The 21224-nt window shown below is 38.7% G+C and carries 13 protein-coding genes; 5 read left to right on the top strand and 8 right to left on the bottom strand.

What is annotated here, in order from left to right; genetic code table 11:
- On the top strand, positions 1-2814 hold a 2814-nt coding region (locus tag ABWO41_RS04855), incomplete at its 5' end, for a DEAD/DEAH box helicase (RefSeq protein ID WP_353134296.1).
- Positions 2815-2855: 41 nt separating this feature from the next.
- On the top strand, positions 2856-3449 hold the full coding sequence (locus ABWO41_RS04850; RefSeq protein ID WP_353134293.1) for an AAA family ATPase: 594 nt from the start codon (positions 2856-2858) through the stop codon (positions 3447-3449).
- On the opposite strand, the gene ABWO41_RS04845 is transcribed toward ABWO41_RS04850, so the two are convergent.
- From ABWO41_RS04845 to susR, 8 genes are all read right to left on the bottom strand, one after another.
- Positions 3446-3745, bottom strand: coding sequence for a phosphoribosylpyrophosphate synthetase (locus ABWO41_RS04845; protein ID WP_353134290.1), 300 nt, complete (start codon positions 3743-3745; stop codon positions 3446-3448). The two genes, ABWO41_RS04850 and ABWO41_RS04845, sit on opposite strands and share 4 nt — an antisense overlap.
- A 288-nt stretch (positions 3746-4033) precedes the next feature.
- Positions 4034-6244, bottom strand: coding sequence for a glycoside hydrolase family 97 protein (locus tag ABWO41_RS04840; RefSeq protein ID WP_353134287.1), 2211 nt, complete (start codon positions 6242-6244; stop codon positions 4034-4036).
- A gap of 57 nt (positions 6245-6301) precedes the next feature.
- The gene (locus ABWO41_RS04835) at positions 6302-8788 is read right to left on the bottom strand and encodes a glycoside hydrolase family 31 protein (protein ID WP_353134284.1); all 2487 of its coding nucleotides are present in this window, start codon (positions 8786-8788) and stop codon (positions 6302-6304) included.
- 9 nt (positions 8789-8797) lie between these two features.
- Positions 8798-10555: an endo-dextranase gene (locus ABWO41_RS04830; protein WP_353134281.1), complete on the bottom strand. Its 1758-nt coding sequence runs from the start codon at positions 10553-10555 to the stop codon at positions 8798-8800.
- Between the two features lie 18 nt (positions 10556-10573).
- Positions 10574-12013, bottom strand: a complete 1440-nt coding sequence (locus tag ABWO41_RS04825) for a SusE domain-containing protein (protein ID WP_353134278.1) — start codon at positions 12011-12013, stop codon at positions 10574-10576.
- Between the two features lie 15 nt (positions 12014-12028).
- Positions 12029-13519, bottom strand: a complete 1491-nt coding sequence (locus ABWO41_RS04820) for a RagB/SusD family nutrient uptake outer membrane protein (RefSeq protein WP_353134275.1) — start codon at positions 13517-13519, stop codon at positions 12029-12031.
- A gap of 19 nt (positions 13520-13538) precedes the next feature.
- Positions 13539-16577 (bottom strand): SusC/RagA family TonB-linked outer membrane protein, encoded by a 3039-nt coding sequence (locus tag ABWO41_RS04815; protein WP_353134272.1) that lies wholly within the window; start codon positions 16575-16577, stop codon positions 13539-13541.
- Between the two features lie 904 nt (positions 16578-17481).
- Complete coding sequence (gene susR, locus ABWO41_RS04810; RefSeq protein ID WP_353134270.1) at positions 17482-19140, bottom strand: SusR family glycan utilization regulator; 1659 nt, start codon at positions 19138-19140, stop codon at positions 17482-17484.
- 130 nt (positions 19141-19270) lie between these two features.
- Here susR and hflX point away from each other — a divergent pair, with 130 nt between their 5' ends.
- The 3 genes from hflX to ABWO41_RS04795 form a co-directional block, all read left to right on the top strand.
- Positions 19271-20485 (top strand): GTPase HflX, encoded by a 1215-nt coding sequence (hflX, locus tag ABWO41_RS04805; RefSeq protein WP_353134267.1) that lies wholly within the window; start codon positions 19271-19273, stop codon positions 20483-20485.
- Between the two features lie 109 nt (positions 20486-20594).
- Positions 20595-20951: a 30S ribosome-binding factor RbfA gene (gene rbfA, locus ABWO41_RS04800; RefSeq protein ID WP_353134264.1), complete on the top strand. Its 357-nt coding sequence runs from the start codon at positions 20595-20597 to the stop codon at positions 20949-20951.
- A gap of 58 nt (positions 20952-21009) precedes the next feature.
- A partial coding sequence (locus ABWO41_RS04795) for an energy transducer TonB (protein ID WP_353134261.1) occupies positions 21010-21224 on the top strand: 215 nt, incomplete at its 3' end.

Below are 21224 nucleotides of genomic sequence, written 5' to 3'. Positions count from 1 at the left end.
CCCCATATCGTACAGCTTAATCAGACCGGAAGCTTTTCCTTAACATATCAAAGAATTTTTTCTAATACAGCCGAAGAATTTAAAAGCCACCTTTCAGAAGACGATTTTAAAATCATCAAAATTTTAGACGGTCTTGAACAAGATGCTATTATTAAGAAATTCTATAAAAAGAATATTCGTCCCCTGGAATTTTTTACTAAAAACTGGGACGATAAATCTTATGACGCTTTAAGGCCGAAACTGGAAAAGAAAATTGCGGAAGCTCTACCCTTACTAAAAAACAAAGAAGTCTATCTCATGAGCAAGGAGGGATGGCCTGTCGAGAAAAAAATCCAGATTGCAGAAGAAGCTGCTACCGTGTTATTCCATTTTAGAAGAAACGAAACAGAAACAAGATATTTTCCTACCATTAAATATCAGGGTCTTAAAGTAGAGTTTATGTTTAAAGATGCTCAGATTATTTCAAACAATCCTGCATTATTACTTGTAGAAAACTCCCTCTATTATTTTGACCAGAACCTGGAAGGGAAAAAGCTGCAGCCCTTTCTTAACAAAAGGTATATCTCTATTCCAAAAACATCAGAACAAACTTATTTCGAAAAATTTGTTTCGCCTCTGATTGAGAAATACCATGTTTATGCAGAAGGCTTTACCATCAATACAGAAAAACATCAGGCTACACCTATTTTAAAAGTCGTCTATGTGCCCGAGGGGATTTCTGAACTTCAATTATATTTTAAATATGCCGATTATGTTTTTCCTGCGGGCAATAACACAGAAGTAAGCGTAAGAATGGAAAAAGATGGTGACAACTATCTATTCCACCGCATAAGAAGATCTTTAAAATGGGAAAAAGATAAAATTGATGAACTTTTAACCTTAGGGTTGAAAAAGAACTCTAACCTTTTTGTTCATTTTGAAGTCGGTCAGGCAACCGAGAATGCAGACAGATCTCTTAGTATTTTCGATTGGATAAGCGAGAACCACGAAACGCTAACCAATAAAGGCTATATTTTCGAAGCGGATACAAGCGCCCAGAGATATATTATCGGACAAAACAAAATCGATCTGGAAATTCAGGAAAATAACGACTGGTTTGATATCAATGCAGTTGTACATTTTGGCATTTATACCATTCCTTTTATACAACTGAAAAACCACATTCTGAATAAGAAACGGGAATTTACACTGCCAAATGGCGAAATTGCCATTATTCCGGAAAAATGGTTCTCGCAGTACGGAAATCTGCTTTCATTCTCAGAAGGAACAGATCAACTGCAATTAAAGAAACTTCATGTTGGTCTTGTCCACGATTTTGCAAATAGCGATTTAGCAAGTGTAACCATGGACAGAAAGCTTCAACGACTGGCCGACTTTGAGCATATAGAAGAAACAGAAAATCCAATTGGCTTTAAAGGAACCTTAAGACCTTATCAACATGCAGGTTATAACTGGTTTCATTTCCTTCAGAAATATAATTTTGGTGGCTGTTTAGCTGATGATATGGGTTTAGGAAAAACCATTCAGACATTAGCACTGCTTCAAAAATGCAAAGAGACCGAACAGCTGCACGGCATTCACACAACCTCGCTGATTGTTATGCCTACTTCATTAATTTATAACTGGATTAACGAAGCAAAGAAGTTCACTCCACAGCTAAAAATTTATACACACACGGGTTCTAACAGGGAAAAGAATATAGATTTCCTAAGTCAATTTGACATCGTTATTACTACCTACGGAATTAGCCGTATTGATATTGATATCCTGAAGGAAATGTATTTCAATTACATCATTCTCGACGAAAGCCAGAATATTAAAAACCCTACCTCTAAAGCTTTTAAGGCGATAAAACAGCTTAAATCCAGATATAAACTCATCTTGTCCGGAACTCCGGTAGAAAATACCGTAAACGATTTATGGACACAAATGTCGTTCATTAATCCTGGATTGTTAGGCTCACAGACTTTTTTTCAAACCGAATTTGTACTGCCAATAGAGAAGAAAAAGGATGAAGAAAAGGCTCAAAAGTTACAGGCACTAATAAAGCCTTTCGTAATGAGGCGGACAAAAGAACAGGTTGCATCTGAACTACCACCGAAAACAGAAAACATTTTCTTTAGTGAAATGACAGAGGACCAGGCTGATTTCTATGAAAAAACAAAATCTGAATATCGAAATGAGCTATTAAAATCAATCGAGAGTGGCGAATTTTCAAAATCTCCGGTACAGATGCTTCAGGGACTTACCAAGCTGAGGCAAATAGCTAACCACCCTGTGTTGATAGATACTGACTATAGCGGAGAATCCAGCAAGTTTACAGATGTAATATATAAACTGCAAAGTGTTATTGAAGCAGGTCATAAAGTATTGGTATTCTCTCAATTTGTAAAACAATTAGATCTTTATCGTAACTATTTTGAAGAAAACAATATCGCTTATTCTTATTTAGACGGCTCTACGCAACAAAGAGGCAAAGTTGTGGAAGAATTTAAAAACGATGAAACCATTCAGGTTTTCTTAATTTCCATAAAAGCCGGAGGTGTAGGCTTAAACCTTACAGAAGCGGATTATGTTTTTATCTTAGATCCATGGTGGAACCCTGCTGTAGAACAGCAGGCCATTGACAGAAGTCATAGAATTGGGCAAACAAAAAATGTATTTATTTATAAATTCATCACAAAAGACACCGTAGAGGAAAAAATTCTGGCTTTGCAAAACAGAAAACTATCTGTTGCCAAATCTTTAATTATTACAGAAGAAAGCTTCATAAAATCGCTGTCTGAAGAAGATATAAAGGAGATTTTAGGCTAAATAGAGTATTAAGACACGCGCCATCTTTGAAATAAGAAAACATGACAACAGAGGAAAACAGAACCAAAGAGTACAACCTTACTCCCCTCTCTTTCGGAGAGGGGTTGGGAGTGAAGCCAACTAAAATAGCAATAGTAGGCCCGGAATCTTCTGGAAAAAGTTCTATTACCAAAGGACTTGCCCAACACTTTAACAGCCTTTGGGTTCCGGAATATTCCAGATTTTATTGTGCTAATTTAAACAGAGATTGTACCATACAGGACGAGATAAACATGTTTTACGGCCAGGTCGCACTGGAAGAGGCAATTTTATCTGTTGTTAAAAATGATCTGCTTTTTTGCGATACAACTTTTATGACAGTTAAGATCTGGTGCAACCATCAGTTTGGAGAATGTCCGCTCATGGTATCGGAAGAATTAACAAAAAGGCAATACGATTTCTATTTGCTGCTTAAAAACGATCTTCCGTGGGAAGACGATCCTCTGCGCAATTTTAAAGGTATGGGCGACTATTTCCTGGAAATATGGAGAAATGAGCTGGAAAATATAAATGCAAATTTTGTTGAAATAGGAGGTACAGAAACCAGACTGCCCAATGCGATTAATGCGGTTAACCACTTTCTAAAAAACCGTTAAACCAAAGCTTGTTCTAATCTGTCTTTCACTTCTTCTGTATACATTCCTGACCCTGAGACCAAAAATCCTTTTGTCCCATTTTTAGAAAGTACTGCGTAAACTATGGAGTCATCAGAAAGGTCAGATTCATTTTCAAAATGATATAAATCTGTAACCCGAACATCGTCCAGCGGAATTTTCTCGTCCTCAGCAATAAGGTAATTACCCTCAAGATCGAAGTCTACCGTGTAACCCTGGTCTTTGAGCCTTTCCACAGCTGGTGAAACGGCATCATAATGATATTTCTTTTCAAACATAGATAGATAGTTAAGGGAAAGCAAATCCCGCAAAATCCAAGCCACTAATTTGAAAATCAAACACATATAAACAAAAAATAGTTTTGTAGAAATTCCTGAATAGTTTTGCCCCATCCAGAAAAGTATATGAGAAGGTAGCTCCCGGCTCGAATCTGTTCCTCTATTAATAAAAGAAGCGAAAACTCAATCTAAAGGAAAGAGCCCGATAAAATATCGAGCTCATCACATTAATAATTAATATCTAATCTTTCCTAACTTTTGGAGTGTACTCAATATAAGCCTCTTTTCTTACAAAGTTTTTAGTCCCTTTAACTGGCTCTTATTGGTTACTTCAATAACACTTATAGCGAAACCACCTGCAGGAACAGATTTCTGAACCAACTTGGATTTATTGTTTACCACCACTTTTCTGATCTCATAAGCCTGTGGATTCTTCTTGTAATCGGCATCCTTTGTATCGGCATATATAGTTGCTACGTATTTTTTACCGGCGTCTAAAAAGTCGAAAACGATATTAGAAGTATGTCCTTTTTCTCCTGCCACGCTTCCTACAAACCAGTTATTGCTGCCTTTCGCTTTGCGGGCAACTGTTATATATTGTCCGGGTTCGGCTTCAAGATATTTACTGTCGTCCCAGTCAAGCGCAACGTCTTTAATAAATTGGAATGCATCCGGAAAACGTTCGTAATTCTCAATTAAATCTGCCGCCATCTGTAGCGGGCTGTAAATGGTTACATACAGTGCTAATTGATTTGCCAGCGTACTGTTAACCCACGATTTGTTATTCGGGTTTATTTTTGAAATATCCATCTCAAATATACCTGGCGTATAATCCATCGGACCACCTATTAGCCTTGTAAAAGGCAAAATGGTTACATGGTTAGGCTTGCTCCCGCCAAATGCCTGATATTCGGTTCCTCTGGCAGATTCGTTTCCTATAAGATTTGGATAAGTTCTGCTCATACCTGTCGGGCGTACGGCTTCGTGTGCATTTACCATAATCTTATATTCCGCTGCTTTTTCTATGGCATATTGATAATGATTATTAATCCACTGACTGTAATGATACTCACCCCGTGGAATCATATCACCTACATATCCACTTTTTACGGCGTTATAACCATGTCTTTTCATGAATTTATACGCTGTATCTATATGACGCTCGTAATTTCTTATAGAGCCCGACGTCTCATGATGCATAATCATTTCTACTCCCTTGCTTTTTGCATAGTTTTGTATTCCTAACAAATCAAAATCCGGATAAGGAGTTACAAAATCAAAAACATAATCTTTGGAGTTTCCGAACCAGTCTTCCCAGCCTGTGTTCCAGCCTTCAACCAGCACACCACCGAAACCGTTGGCAGCAGCAAAATCTATATAACGTTTCACGTTTTCGGTAGTTGCTCCATGACGGCCATGTGGCTTAACTTTAGTATAGTCTGTTTTATTTAAATCTACACTGGGTAAATCATAAGTATAAGACCATTCACTTTTACCCGTAATCATTTCCCACCAAACACCTACATATTTCATGGGCTTTATCCACGAGGTATCTTCTATCTTACACGGTTCGTTTAAATTCAGCGTAAGCGCAGATGCCAGAATATTACGGGCATCATCACTTACCATAATGGTTCTCCACGGCGTTTGTGCTGGAGCCTGCATATTGCCCTTGTCTCCATTGGCATCCGGAGTAAGCCAGGATTCAAAAACGAAGTCCTTATCATTCAGATTTAAATGCATACAGGCATAATTGATTAAGGCCGCTTCGTGGATATTGATGTACAAACCTTCTTTAGTCTTCATCATTAGTGAAGTTTGTACTCCTGTTGGAGAAAACGGAGTCTGAGATGCATTAGGAGTAATTGCTTTTTTCATCAAGCTTCTTATCTCGGACAGTTTTGATGTGGTGAAATCATATTCTTGTGTATCATAGTCTCCCGGAATCCAGAAAGCCGTATGATCACCTGTCATGGCAAATTGGGTTCGTTCTTCTTTAATTACGAAATATATCAGATTCTTTTGTTGCGGAAACTCGTAACGGAAACCCAACCCATCATTAAATAAGCGAAATCGTATTACCATTTCCCTTTGCGTCCCCTTCTGTATAAGGTTTACCGAGAGTTCATTATACTGATTACGAATGTTCTTCCTTTCTCCCCAAACCGGCTGCCATATTTCATCGAAACTGCTCGTAGCAGTATTTTTCAGGCTAAACCCGTCATAAAGTGAGTTTTTAATGTCCTTTTGCTCTGTTTTTATAGCGGCTTCATCACCAAATTCCACTTTAGTTGTATTGCCTTTTAATTCCAACCCCATTTTACTGGGCTTAATAACTTCTTTCCCTTTATAAAAAAGCTGATAGCCTGGGACGCCATTATCTGTAATACGGAAATTCATTCTTAACAATCCGTCCGGCGATTTCAGTTCCTGAGCCAGCGCAGGGCAAGCCATAATTAAGCAGCTAAGTGCTATAATTAAGTGTTTCTTCGTAATCATATTATTGTGTTTATATCGACTCCTTTGCCTTCGACATTATCCGGTCTGTATTCGTAATTATTTATAGATTTTTATCTGCAGAGTACTCCTTTCGTCTGGTACTTTTACCCAACATTCATTGGTTTCTGCGTTCCAGGACCATTGTATTGTTTTCTTATCTGAGTTTAGGTGCTTTTCTATTAACTCCTGCTTCGCATTCTTAACAGATTTTCCTCCAATCGAAACAGATTTTGGCTTTGCTTCTAAATGAAACTTCAGAACGATATCTCTTCTTTCGGCCTGCCTATATCCTTTATCTTCGGGAGTGATAGTAGTTTCCCATCCGGTATTTTTCGTTTGGCAGTTAAATCGGGTTTTAGAATAAATATCCTTCAGGTAGTCCTGATTATTGCCTTCATCTTCATAAAGTTCAAAGCTGGCACTTTCATCCTCATAGTTCGGGAAGACATGAACAAATACAGGATAATCTGTTCTTTCTTCCAGATACTGCATAACTGGTATCTGTGGTACAATCGAGCCTTTCTTAACAAATATGGGGATGGTGCTTAATGGCGCCTGGTACGCAACGGTCTGCCCGCCTAAATAAACTGTTTTTTTATTATTAAAATCTATCCACTCTCCATCAGGTAAATAAACTCGTTTCACACGCTCTCCCTTTTTAAGTACAGGCGCTATTAAAAGTTCTTCACCAAATAAAAACTGATCGTCTATTTTTATTGCGTTTTCATCTTCAGGATACTCCATAAACAAGCCTCTGGTTATTGGCAATCCGGTATCATGCGCTTTGCGGGCATAGGTGTAGAGATATGGGAATAGCTGATATTTTAACTCAATAGCTGCTTTTGCATTCTTTTCCGCAATTTCTCCAAACATCCATGGCTCCACAGCATTATCGCCTTCGTGGTGCGCTCTGCTTAACGGATTAAATACACCGAATTGCATCCAGCGGGTATAAAGTTCGGCCATCGCCGTGTGATTTGTAATATCTCCGCAATAGCCGGATATATCTGTTGTCCAAAAGGGTATACCTCCTAAACCTGCGGAAATCCCAACAGCAACCTGATTGGCCATTTGCGCCCAGCCATTTAGTACATCGCCACCGTTTCCGCTATCACCTGTCCATCCAAATGTATAGCGCTGCAAGCCTGCGTAAGCAGCTCGTGTCATTTGGAATACACGCCTGCCCGGATTACGTTTTTCAAATTGTTCTTTTACTACTTTATCCCAGGTAAGGCCATATACATTGTGAATTTCATTATGCATTCCTATATGATGCTTCATATTCAGGCGGTCGATATCCTCTTCATTACTCCAGGCGGGTTCGCCCATATCTGTCCAGAACCCGCGAACACCGTCATTTAAAGGCTTTTGTTGATAAGCTCCCCACCAATCTGCGACAGCCGGAATAGTAAAATCTACCACCCCGCAATTGCCTCCCCATGGCCATGGCATATCATAAGATTTACCGGTACGCCCGTCTTTTACCAGATAACCCAGACGGTCTGCTTCCTGCCATTGATCTTTATTGGCCTGAGAGATTACCGGATCTTGCGAAACAATCATTTTAAAGCCTTGTTTCTCTAAGCTTTGCAACATGGCTTTAGGTTTTTTATAATTTCCCTGACGCCATTCAAAGTCCTGTAGCCATTGTGTCCAGCCAATGTCCTGATAAATGATATCGCATGGTATACGGCGTTTCCTGAATTCAGCCGCTATTTCAAGCGCCTGATCTTCGCGGGTATATAAACCTCTTGATTGAGCAAATCCAAATGCCCATTTCGGTGGCATAATAGGCTTTCCGGTAAGGACTATATATTGTTGCTGGATATCTTTATAATCCTTTCCGTGTATAAAATAGTAGATGAATTCACCGTCCGGAGCTTCAAACGAATAGTATTCTTCCGTTTTTGAACCAAAATCGAACGCTGTCTTATAGGTATTATCTAAAAATATTCCGTAGCGATAGCTACTCATAAAAAACGGGATGCTTTTGTACAAAGGATCTTCTGTAGTACTGTAACAAGGTTTGTCGCTGTTCCACATTTTATAGGTTTTGCCACGTCTGTCCAGCGTCCCCGTTTTCTCTCCTAAACCAAAGAAATGTTCATCCTTCCTCAGTACTTTCAAAGCCTTCTTTCCGCTTGCACCTGTTGTAATATGCCCCTGTTCCTTATAATCGCTAAATAGCAATTTTTGCCATTTATCAAAAATCTGCAACTGCATAGGGCTTTTATTTAACCGTATACGCAGTTTAGAAGTAAAAATCTCATAGGCAGATGGTTCTTCATTGACTTTTATTTCACCAATATCTTCCAGATTTTCGTTAATAACCGCAAAAGAGGCATTTTTACGTATAAGCCTGCCTGTAGGATCATACCATACTTTTATTACCGAGCTGCTATTTAATGTCAATGCCAGCTTACTCCCGTCTTTGCAATTAAATACTATCTGATTGTCTGTTTTTGTGTATGATAAACATTCGGTAGCACTTATTTTTAAAGGGAGTAGTAAACAAAATAAAATAAGATATTTATACAGATTCATTTTCTTAAATTAATATTCTACAACAACCATATCCCAATACTTTAATTCCGGAAGGCTAAACCTAACCTCATTACCCGCTTGTGTATGAGAAAGTGTAACTGGCACTCCTTTTTTAAAATCGGGCGATGCTAGCCATACCTTCTTAACTGGCCTGGTAGTTTGAAAAACGATATCCGCATTGGTAATGGTAGAAGGTTCGGTTTGTGTTCCGTTTGTATCCCTCCATTCCAAAGAATTAGCATTACTAAAATTCAGAAAATGAATTACGTCTTTATCCCCAAATTCCTTTACCTTAAACGATACCTGACCTTTATTGGGTTGCCAGTTGTTCAACACCATTTTGCCGTTGGTATTTTGCAGTATGTTACTTGTGGTAAAACTTCCCCCATCACGAAGGATATTCTGATAAGCTACCAGAAAATCATAATAATTTACCAGGGCTTGTTTAATATCTGAGGTCGCCTGCAAATTTGAATTTGGAAAGTACTCATTAGCCAGATAGTGTTCACCTAATTCCAAATGTGCACCTCCAAAGGCGAAAATCACTGCATTTGCAAGTAGTATTCCGGATTTATTCAGGTAACCTACATTACCTGATTTTCCATAGTTCATGTAAGCTGCAAGGACCGAATTTTTAGTATTACCCGAAAGCGTCGCATTGTTTGTGATAACTTCAGCAAGTTCTGCAAACGTTTTGGTTTCATCCCAAACTTCTGTGTACAAAAAATCTACATCTTCATTTGCAATGAGATTTTGTCCGTATCCGCTTACTGCATTCATAACCAAACTTTTGTTGGGCTGCGCAGCTTTCATAGCCCGGATGAATGCGGGATAGGTTTCATTTAGATTGACCTGCGTACCATTAAAATCATAAACATTACCACGGTATCCAAGCTGATCGATATGGTAACCGTCAAAATCAAAAACTTTATAAACATCCTGATGCCTTTGCGCCAGATACGCTTGCCATTGCGTATTGCCCGGATTTACCAGATAAATACTGCTTCTAAATGGCGCATCTAACTGATGTTTGTCTTTTTCAGTACGGTTAACATCTTTATATAAATACCAGTCCTCCTTCACACCATCGCCCGCAGCATTGTTAAGCGCACCAAAAGCAAGATTGTAGAACATCGCCTTCATCCCTCTGCGATGTGACTCCGTAATATAAGACCTTACCGTTTGCAGGTGATTGGTTCTTCCGATGAGGTCGGGCCATGAAGACGACGGGTTTTCTACTGTTCCTGCCAGCGGACGCTGATGATCATGCATCCAGTCATAAAACTGTACGCCATTTATATGGTATCTGTTCAGAAAGGCAATATTTTTTTCTATCTGCTCTTCAGAGATATTTCCATAAGATGAAAGAAAACCGTAACGCGGAAATTTTTTCCAGTTTGATGATACATCTACGGCGATACTATGGTAAATAACCTCCTGGCCGTTTACCATTTCATAAATATAAACCATGTACCCTCTGAAATCGTCTAAAGGCGTTTTCCATGACCATGATGTACCTGTAAGATTTTCTTCATGCAGTACATTTCCCAGATAAGAATAACGGATTTTAGCTTGATTTCCTATCTTTTCTCTCAGCCGGAAATTCACTGTCTCCCCTGGTTGATAGCTTGACTTGTCTGTACTGATATCAATAGACATATATGTTTTCCCGTAACTCACCGGGTTATTTTTGGTATCATAATAATCTTTACAGGAGTATATCGCTGTAAGAGATATTATAACCAATAGAAAGATTTTTTTCATCATTTTCTCTGATAAGCGCTGTTACTGCTTTGTAATAGTTACTGTTTCTTTAAGTTGATCTAATGTAATACTGTAGGTTCCGTTTTCTGCAATTCGCCATTTATAGTCGAGTCCCGAACCCCGCTCGCTATAAATCATTTGTTGCGGTGTACCGGAAGGGGCCATGTTTGCCTGGCTAGCCGTAAACCATGCTCCGTTCCAGTCGCTTTGCTTATCCATACTAAATTTAAGTTCACCTGGCTTAAGTGTACCTGTCCAGGTAAATTCGTTAGGATTTCCACTGTTTACCTGCATTGGTATAGCGTTGGCAACATCCCATCCGATTGATGTCGCATCACCAACCATATACACCGCGCTATACGGGGTAAAAGGCAGTATATCTATTTTCATTTCCCTGATATCCAAGGTTATTTTATAAGTTCCGCCGGTAATATTCCATTTGAAATCTGGGTTGCCTGCCCATTTATCTACGTCCAAATTGCTGCCTTCTGCCGTGTTATTTACCGTTGGCCTGAAGAATACGGCATCAAAATCGCCTTGCACAGTTCCTATTTTTATTTCGCCTCCTGCAGACAGAGTATCATTGTAATGGAATTTAAATGGATCCAAAGGATTAACGGTCATCTCCTTAAATGTCCATCCGGTTGGATCTCCCACAAACCACAACCTTTCGTATTCGGGACCAGCAGTGCGCTCTATGGCTATAGCCATAGTTATTAAGTTTACAGCTATCTTGTAGTTTCCACCTTCCGTAATTTCAAACTGCTCATCGTAGGGGTCGTCAAAGCTGCTTCTGTAATACAAGGAAGAATTGCTTTGTCCTTTATTATAAGAAGGAGCAAATTCCCCCAGGGTAGTAATGAATTTAAACTTTCCTGCATTTAGTCGGCCCGTCCAGCTGAATGCTTTTGGAGTATTGGTAACGGCCGTCATTTCTGTTGCATTATTAGCATCCCATCCTTTAGGTGTGGCATCTCCCAGCAGATACAACGTTTTGGTAATGGGTAAATGCGTTGTAATGCTGATGGTTTGTACCGGAGAGACCTCGTCCGGCACTTCTGCTGCAACTTTTGCAATTACCCTGCATTCCAGAATAATTTCTGTATTGGCAGCAACTCCAAATTCACTCATCAACAAGTCATTCAACTCTTCGTTTTTATAGGTTTTCTGGTAACTGTTTCTACCCATATCCAGTGAAATACCGTCAGAAAAATTATTCCCTTTTCGGTCAATTTGCAAAGTATATTCTATAGCAGCGTTAGTCCCCTGATTAGAACCTGTTGTCCAGTCTACTGACAATGCTGTTGACTGCGGATTATTTTTATCAAGTACTATGGATTCATCCGACACGGTAACCTCTAATGGTGCATGGCCTTTATTAAGCTCTAATTCGTTTTTCCTGCATGAATAACATAAGATCAGGATAAATGCGATCAGATTGAATATTTTATTTGGTTTCATATCCCTGTCTATTATTTAGTAACCAGTATTTTGTTTTAAGTTGGGGTTGGCGTCTATTTCCTTTTGCGGTATGGGCAATAGCAAATGTTTCCGGTCTGCGTTTATTTTGCCAATAGAATGTAAAAAGTTAAGCGCATACTCTCCGTTGTTCAAACGGATCATGTCAAACCAGCGATGTCCTTCGAATGCCAGCTCTATGCGACGTTCATGAATAATCTTCTCACGCATCTGGTCCTGATCGAGCTCTTCCAAAGCTGACCGATCTGTTAATCCGGCTCTTTTTCTTACCTCAAAAAGTGGGGCAACAGCTTCAGATGTTCGTTGCAGTTCATTTAAAGCTTCGGCTTTCATAAGTAAGACATCAGCATAACGCAATACGATTACGCTTGCAGAATTGGTATTGTAGTCGGGAGAGAAGGAAAGAGGTACCAGAAACTTACGTACATTATAACCTGTATTCGACATATTGCTCCTGTATTGTTTTCCATCAAAAGCAGGCCCTCCTTCATACAGAATGGTTTTATCTTTGCGTAAATCTCCGGGCTCATATTGGTTCACAAATTCCTGGGTTGGCTGGTTCCAGCCATATCCTCCACCTACCCAACCTGTACCGCGAGGTCCCATATATGTACTTTGCCAGTTTGCCTGATTTTCGTCGTCCCAAAAACCAAATCTGGTTAAGCCGAGATATTGTATTTCAAATAAAGATTCTGCTGTATTTTTATTTCGCGGCTCTGCACCGAAACAATCCATATAATCTGGATTGAGCGTATACCCCAGTCGCTCTACTTCATTGCACATGTCTAAACAATCCTGATATCGTCCAAGTGTCAGGTAAACTTTCGCCAGCAAACCCGCGGCTGCTCCTTTCGAGGCCCTGCCCTTATCTGCAGTACCGTATTGCTCTCTGGCAGGCAATAACGAAAGTGCATCTTTCAGGTCTGGAATAATGATCTCATTGTAGATGCGTTGTTTATCTGTTCGGGCAGGCATCAGATTCTCACCCGGCTTTGGTGTTGATGTAGTCATAGGAACATCGCCAAACAACCTTACCAGAATAAAATAATAATGCGCCCTTAAAAACTTGGCTTCTCCGATACATCTGTTTTTGAGATCTTCGCTGATGTTCATGGTGGGAACATTCTCCAGCACAGTATTACAGTATAAAATTCCGGGATTAGGGCCTCTCCAGATGTCAAGCGCTGCTGCGTTATCCGTTGTTGTTACAAAATTGGATAAATCTATCGTTTCAATTCCGTCTGTACCTCCGCCTGCACCAACTTCGCTATTTCCGGCTACAATATCTAAGGTCCAAATCCTGAAGTTATATAACTTTGGACGTTGCATAGGTTGGTAAGCTCCGTTAACCAAAGCTACTGCAGACTCTGCATCTGTTAGCGCTTCTGCACTGGGATCTTCAAACGGCTCCTTTTCCAAAAAATCTTCACATGACCAGAAGAGAGTCGTAAATATTAATAAGCCCGTATATAAGAATATCTTTTTCATTCCATTACTAATTAAAAGGTTAGAATTTAACATTTAAGCCTAAGCTTACTGTTCTTGTTAATGGATAAGTGCTGAGATCTACCCCTGTAACACCTACCTCTGGGTCAAACCCGGAATAATTTGTAAACGTGTACAGGTTCTGACATGACAGATAAAATCTGACCATATCTAAAGAAACACGCTTACTAAGAATATTTGGTAATGTATATCCCAGCGTTAAATTTTTAAGCCGTAAGTAAGAACCGTCTTCTATAAAACGGTTGGAATGTCGGGTATTTTTATTTGGATCACTGTAAACAGCCCGGGGTACTACGTTGCTTGTTCCCTCTCCGGTCCACCTGTCCAGAACTTTAGTTGTCTGATTTTGAGGAATAGACATACTTTCCTGCCAAATTCTGTTTGCGTTATAAATATCATTTCCTGCAACGCCCTGCAAGAAAAATTGCAAATCAAAATTTTTGTAGCTCAAAGTATTGTTCATTGCAAATGCCCATTTAGGTGTTGGGTTACCAATAAAAGTACGGTCGTTATCATCTATTACACCGCTGTTATCTAAATCTCTGAACTTAATATCTCCGGGCGCCGTACCCCCAGGTACCTGTATCGCGTAATTGTTTACTTCTGTTGATGTTTGGAAGAGACCATTAACTACATAACCATAGAAAGAATTTATAGGACGACCTTCTGCATTCACCCGAACCTTAGTCAGATTGATATCGTCACCAGTAAATAATGGTATGCCGTTATTCATTCTTATAACCTCATTGTGATTATAAGAAATATTAAAATCGGTATTCCAGTCAAATGCTCCCCTTAGATTCTGAGAAGCTATGTTTAGTTCGAATCCTGTATTTCGCACTTCTCCCGCATTTACACTTGGAACGAAAATATCTGAATAGCCCGTTGTAATTGGCACTGCCATAGGCACCAGCATATAGGTAGTGTTTTTGATATAAGCATCAAGAGAAATATTTACACGTTGATTTATCATCGAAAGATCAACTCCGGCATTCCATTGCTTCACGGTTTCCCAGGTTACATCCGGATTAGGCATAACCAGCGGAAAAAGAGTTGATACAGTATTTCCGTTAAATACGTATTGCCCCGTTCTGAGTCTGGTATAATAAGCGTAGTTATTTATACCTCCCTGATTTCCCGTTACGCCATAACCTGCTCTAAGTTTTACATCGTTAATCCATGAGTTTTTATTAAAAAAAGATTCTTCTGAGAGTCGCCACGCTGCCGCTACCGAAGGAAATGTTCCCCACCTGTTTTCCTCTGAAAAACGAGAAGATCCATCCCTCCTAACCGTAACTGTTAAGAGATATTTATCGGCATAATTATAGTTTACACGTCCCATAAAAGACAACAAAGACCATTCATTTCTCGATCCGCCAACTGTTGGATCTTTCAGTCCGTTAGAAAGCTGGTTGTTATTATCTGTTAAAAAATCCTGAATACTGGCGCTCATGTAGTTATAAGCATTGTTCTGTGCGCTTGAACCAACCAGTACATTTAAATGGTGATTTTCGTTAAACGTCTCTATGTAAGTCAGGGTATTATCCCACAAATAGGTAAGACTTTTATTTGATGCCTCATAACGATTAGACATCGGCTGCGGGATGGGCTTCCAATTATATTTTGGAGAGAAATTTTGCTGATCCCAAAATTTAAAATCTATTCCTCCCAAAGTTTTAAAAGTCAGCTGATCAAGCAGCTTCACTTCAGCAAATATATTTCCGAGCGTGTTATATCCAGACGTTTTCTGGCTGCTTAATAGTGCCCTTCCCAGTGGGTTCCTGATGTCTCCGTACCAATATGCCGGCTCTCCCGGACCCGAATAGGTTCCGTCAGCATTGTAAATTGGTTGTGTGGGCAATGCTGCCATGGTTTCCCTAACATTATAATCGCCCTGTTTTTTAATATCGTGACTTAAAGTAATATTATTTCCAAACTTTAACCATGGCTTTACTCTCGATTCGTTATTAAACTGTAATGTATAACGACGGTAAGAACTATTTTCTACAATACCATCCTGATCAAAAACAGCTCCGGAAACATAATAATTACCTTTTTCTGAGCCCCCTGAATATGATAACGAATGATTTTGCATGGCCGCCGAGCTAATCAGGGCGTCTAACCAATCTGTTCCTTCCCCCAGAGCAAGAGGATCTGCAAAATCCGGCCTTTGTATCATATTCTCGTTGTTGTAATTGGCGATCATTTCATTATGTAAGGATGCAAACTGAGCTGCATTTAACAACTTTGGTAAGCTGGTGGCTGTTTGTACCCCCCAATATCCGGCGTATGAAATAACTCCTTCTCCTGTTTTACCCTTTTTAGTTGTAACGATCACAACACCATTTGCCCCTCTCGAGCCATAAATAGCCGTAGCTGAAGCATCTTTCAGTATATCAACAGCCTCAATATCATTCACATTTAATGCATTTAAAGGTAAATCGGTAGGCACCCCATCTATAACCAGCAAAGGTTCGCTGTCGTTAATTGTACTTATGCCTCTTATTCGAATGGCAACATTGCTTCCGGGAGCCCCTGAATTTACGATCTGAACACCCGACGCTCTTCCCTGTAGTGCTTCGCCAACATTGGCTACGGGCTTCTCTTGTAAGGTTCTTTCTCCCACAGAGGAAACAGCTCCAGTCAGATCCTTTTTCCGCATGACCCCATATCCAACCACAACCACCGTTTCTAATTCTCTGGCATCAGTAACAAGTGTTACTTCGATATTACTTTTTCCTTCTACTGCTACTTCCTGCTTTAAAAAACCAAGGTAAGAAATAATTAATGTTGCATTTGGCGGTACGTCAATTGTAAACTGCCCGTTTACATCTGTCATAGTCCCCCTGTCTGTGCCGCCAGAACTTTTCACCATAACAGACGCACCTATAATAGATTCGCCCTGCTCGTCAAGAACGGTTCCTTTTATCTGCCTCAGGTCCTGCGCCATTGTCAGGGTAGTTATAAAAAGCAAACACAGGATACTAAGGAGTCTTTTGGACATGTGTGATTCCTTAAATTCTTTGTAAGATTTTTTCATGAATCTTTGTTTAATTAAAGGTTGTAATAAAATTGGTTATTGGAAGCCAAAAGAAAACTTCTTTGTTTCCGTTATACAAATGTATCCTGCCCTGTACTGCAAAAAAAGGCCGTAAAGATAAAATATAGACATGACTTAAACTTAACACACTGATAATAAACATATTATTACATGTTTTGATATAAAAAAATATAGATAATATAAAGGATATTATTGGTGATTAAGTTTATTTTTATTAACAGTCCTTTGAGTTTTGTGTTTCTTCTAATGGTTTGGTTTGTGTTTTTTGTTTTAAGATTATGCCTTTTCATAGCACAGGCATGCTGCAAGTTATTTAAGGAGAAAACAACATGTGGTAATTAGCCCTCTATACGTCATTCTGAGGGACAATATATTGTATATAAATCAATATGAATGACGTTTTTCACTCCGTCATCTTGACCGCAGGGAAAGCCCCCACATGCAAAGTAAGAGATTGGTATGGTGACCGGTATGATGAGATGTTTCACTACGTTCAACAGGACGCAGGTCGGAAAAACAAGTCTTATTATCAGCACTTTAATCAAAAACGTCAATGGTACCGCAGGGAAGAATCTCACATGCAAGGTGTATTACTTATATGAGAGATGCCTTCCTGACCGGCTTCCTACAGCCTGTGCTGAGCTTGCGAAGTATCAGCATGACGAGTTCTCGATTCTTAAATGACGCCAATGCGATTCTATCGGGGCGGTTTCTTTGCCCGCTTTAGTAGAAACTTTCATAACTACCATCGATATATTGTGTATTCATTTAAAATGAAAACATTATCCATTATAAATGAAAGAATTTTAAATAAGCAATTTAAATCAATAGAACGCCCATCCTAATGAGAAACACTTTACAGAAAAAACATTAGAAGTTTCTATTATTGACTAATAGACCCTATTTTCATTACCAAACTCTCAAATTCATGACGTGGTACTGCAGCTTTATTACGTACCCTTGTTCGATAACTATATATCGTATTTGCTGAATAGTGTAAAAAAGCAGCAATCTTAGAACTGTCTGTTATACCCAGTCTGATTAAAGCAAAAATTCTTAGCTCTACATTTAGCAATTCATTATGTTTGAGTACAAACCGCTCCTCTTCCAGCAATAAAGAATTGAAATCTTCTACAAAATTCGGATAGAGATGTAAAAATATGTGGTCGAAATTGTCATAAAGCTCTTTAAGCTCATTATCGATCATTTCATTAGAACGCAGTATTTTAAGTAGCTCTTCGCGTTTATTTTCTGTAAGCTTTCTATTAATGCTATTCTGAAATTTTTGAAGTTTATCTATATATGTAGAGCATAAATCAAGGAAATGGCCAATATACGCTTCTTTAATCTGGTTGGCTTCAGACAACTCGGTATTCAGCTCGGTAAACTTTAGGTTTGTTGCCTTTAACTTATCATTTGCTTCCTGCAGATTGCGATTTACTTCGTTCAGCTTCAGGTTAGACAAGTGCAGCTTTTTCCTTATTCGCGCAACCTTTTTCATTTGCCGGTAAACAAAAATCAGGGCAATAACCAAAAAAACCGAAAGTATGCTGATAAGTAACAGAAAGCGCTTTAACTCCTCTCTCTGCTTTAATGTTTTTTCCTGATAGGCAGAATCAATGATGGGAAATATTTTTGAAACTTCGAATGTACGCAACCGGGCATTACAAAAGATTGCATCTTCCATCGACGATTTAATGCATTGATACGCATTTTCAATATCTCCCATTTCATATAACACCAAAGCCAAAGCCTGTAAAGAAGCGTTTTCCTTAATATTATTTTTAATATCGCAGATAGCTGAAAGGGTAAAGTATTTCTTTTGCATTTCTATGTTACCCTCTTTTTTATAAACATTCGCGAGCGCATAAGCCAAAATTGCCCGCTCGTGGTTCTCTTCTTTTGATTGGTTTAATAAATTAGTGAGGATTTCCTTAGCGTCTTTCAACTGATTATTATCGTACAGCTTATCGGCATAAACAATCTTATAATGGGTAAAATTGGTATCCAGCAATCCTAAAAGAGAATCCCGATAGATTGCACTCCTTTTGTTATAACCGCTGGTGTAAAAATTGTTTTGTGCATAATATCCGTAAAGGAGCTTGTAATTATCGTAATAGCTTACCTTTAATTCATATGTCAGGTTTCGTTTTTCTATGCTTTTCAGAAGGTCGAGGCTTTCAATAAACATACCTGCAATAGAATAGGCAGAGGCCAGTATCAGCTTTGTTTCAGATATAGCATAACTATCATTCAGTTCATAAGCTATTTTAAGGTTGTTTTGAGCATAATGTATGGCCGAATCAGAAATATAAGTTTTATACTCTTCAAAAAGCTTTCGGTTTATGTCGTACTGTTGCCGCTTACTCAAATCAGGAACTTCAAGCATTTTTTTTATTTCAGAAATGTCTCTTTCCTTCTTTTCTATAAACGGCTCTTTATTTTGTATTAAAGAATATAACACGGCAGATAGGCTGTCAGTTTGGGCGACAGCTATACTGGATGATAGGAATAAAGTAATTAGAAAAGTAAGTGCTTTCATTACTGCCGTAAAAATTGGTCAAAAACAAATATACAACAAGCGGCTACTATCTATGCCATATAAATTCAAATACAGATGAAGTTATAATTACAACAAAATGGCTCACTTATTGTATCTTTGCAGGATATATATGGCGAGAAAATCCTTATTAAAAAAACTTCACGACACAGCACCAAAACGGGAAACAGCTGTTCTGGTAGGTATAATCACACCAGAAACTTCTGAAGCCCGCGAAAAAGAATACCTGGATGAACTGGCATTTCTGGTAGATACTGCCGGCGGAGAAACGAAACACATCTTTACGCAAAAACTTAATAAACCAGACAGGGCAACCTTTGTAGGGTCTGGTAAACTGGAAGAAATTAAAGAATATATCACTGCAGAAGAAACAGATCTGGTTGTCTTTGACGACGAGCTTTCTCCTATGCAGGTTAGGAATATAGAAAACGAGCTAAAGGTAAAAGTTTTAGATCGTAGCAATTTGATTCTGGATATTTTTGCAAGCAGGGCACAGACTGCGCAAGCTAAAACTCAGGTGGAATTAGCCCAGCTCCAATATTTGTTGCCCCGATTAACCAGAATGTGGACTCACCTTGAGCGCCAAAAGGGGGGTATAGGTATGCGTGGTCCCGGCGAATCGCAAATCGAAAGCGATAGAAGGATGATCAACAACAAAGTCGCATTATTGAAAGATAAGTTAAAGGCTATAGACAAGCAGAATCTAACCCAGAGAAAAAACAGGAAAGAATTGGTAAGGGTTGCTTTGGTTGGCTACACCAACGTTGGCAAATCTACCATCATGAATATGCTTTCAAAATCGGAGGTTTTTGCCGAGAATAAATTGTTTGCTACACTGGATACAACGGTTCGTAAAGTAGTTATAGAGAATGTTCCCTTTTTGCTTTCAGATACTGTTGGGTTTATCAGGAAATTACCTCACCATTTAGTTGAATGTTTTAAATCGACATTAGATGAAGTTAGAGAGGCCGATATTCTGATTCACGTAGTAGATATTTCTCATCCTAATTTCGAAGACCATATCAGAACGGTTAACGAGACATTAAAAGATTTGGGTGTTACAGACAAAGAAACCATTACGGTTTTTAACAAGATTGATGCTTATCAGGAAGTTCACCAGGAACAGGAATGGATGGTAGATAACGAAGAAGTTCCCGGACTAACTTTAAATGACTTTAAGAAAAGCTGGATGGCAAAGAATGCTTCACCTGCAGTATTTATATCAGCCACAGAAAAGGAAAATACAGAAGAGCTAAAAGATGTTATATACCACAGGGTAAAAGCGGTAAACGAAAAAATATACCCTTATAACAATTTTTTATATTGATCAAAAGATAGATATTTACTTATATAATATACCGGTACTTAAAAGTATCAATCTTTAAAAACCAGTCCAAGTCCTGATACTTGATACTAAAATCTTAATACTTAAAAAGATGGAATCTAAAAGACAACAGAAATTTGCCCGTGTTATTCAAAAAGATTTAGGAGAGTACTTTCAGAGAGAGGCAAACAGTTTAATCCCTAATTCTATGATTACCGTTACTAAAGTTAGGGCTACTCCGGATTTAGGGTTGGTTAAAGTTTTCTTAAGCTTCTTTAACGTATCGGATACCGCAGAAGCCATAAAATCTATCAAAGCCCGCTCTTCTGAAATCAGATATTTATTAGGTAAAAAAATTAAAGATCAGGTAAAGAGCATTCCGCAGCTGGATTTCTTTATAGACGATACCAATGAATACGTTGACAAGATGGATAAGCTTTTCGACGAAATCAATAATAAAGAACTGTAAATCAATAAAACTAGAATTGGTATTTTAGCGTTACTAATATAGGTAATGTTAAAATACCATGACGATTCTCGCTTACCTTTTCGCTCTTATTTCCTGGTTAACCCCATTTCAGGAAGGCCCCCGTTTTAATGGGGGGAAGTTATCTTTACAAGATTTCATCAATCAGAATATCATATATCCGGGTTATGCAAAAGCAAACTGCATACAAGGAACTGTTATCGTCAATTTTAATGTTGACAAAAACGGACAGGTAAATAATATCTTCGTAAGTAA

It is taken from the genome of Pseudopedobacter sp. (assembly GCF_040392825.1).
GTDB lineage: Bacteria > Bacteroidota > Bacteroidia > Sphingobacteriales > Sphingobacteriaceae > Pseudopedobacter.
Note: the sequence above shows the minus strand (reverse complement) of the source record. Positions and strands in the feature narration are given on the sequence as shown.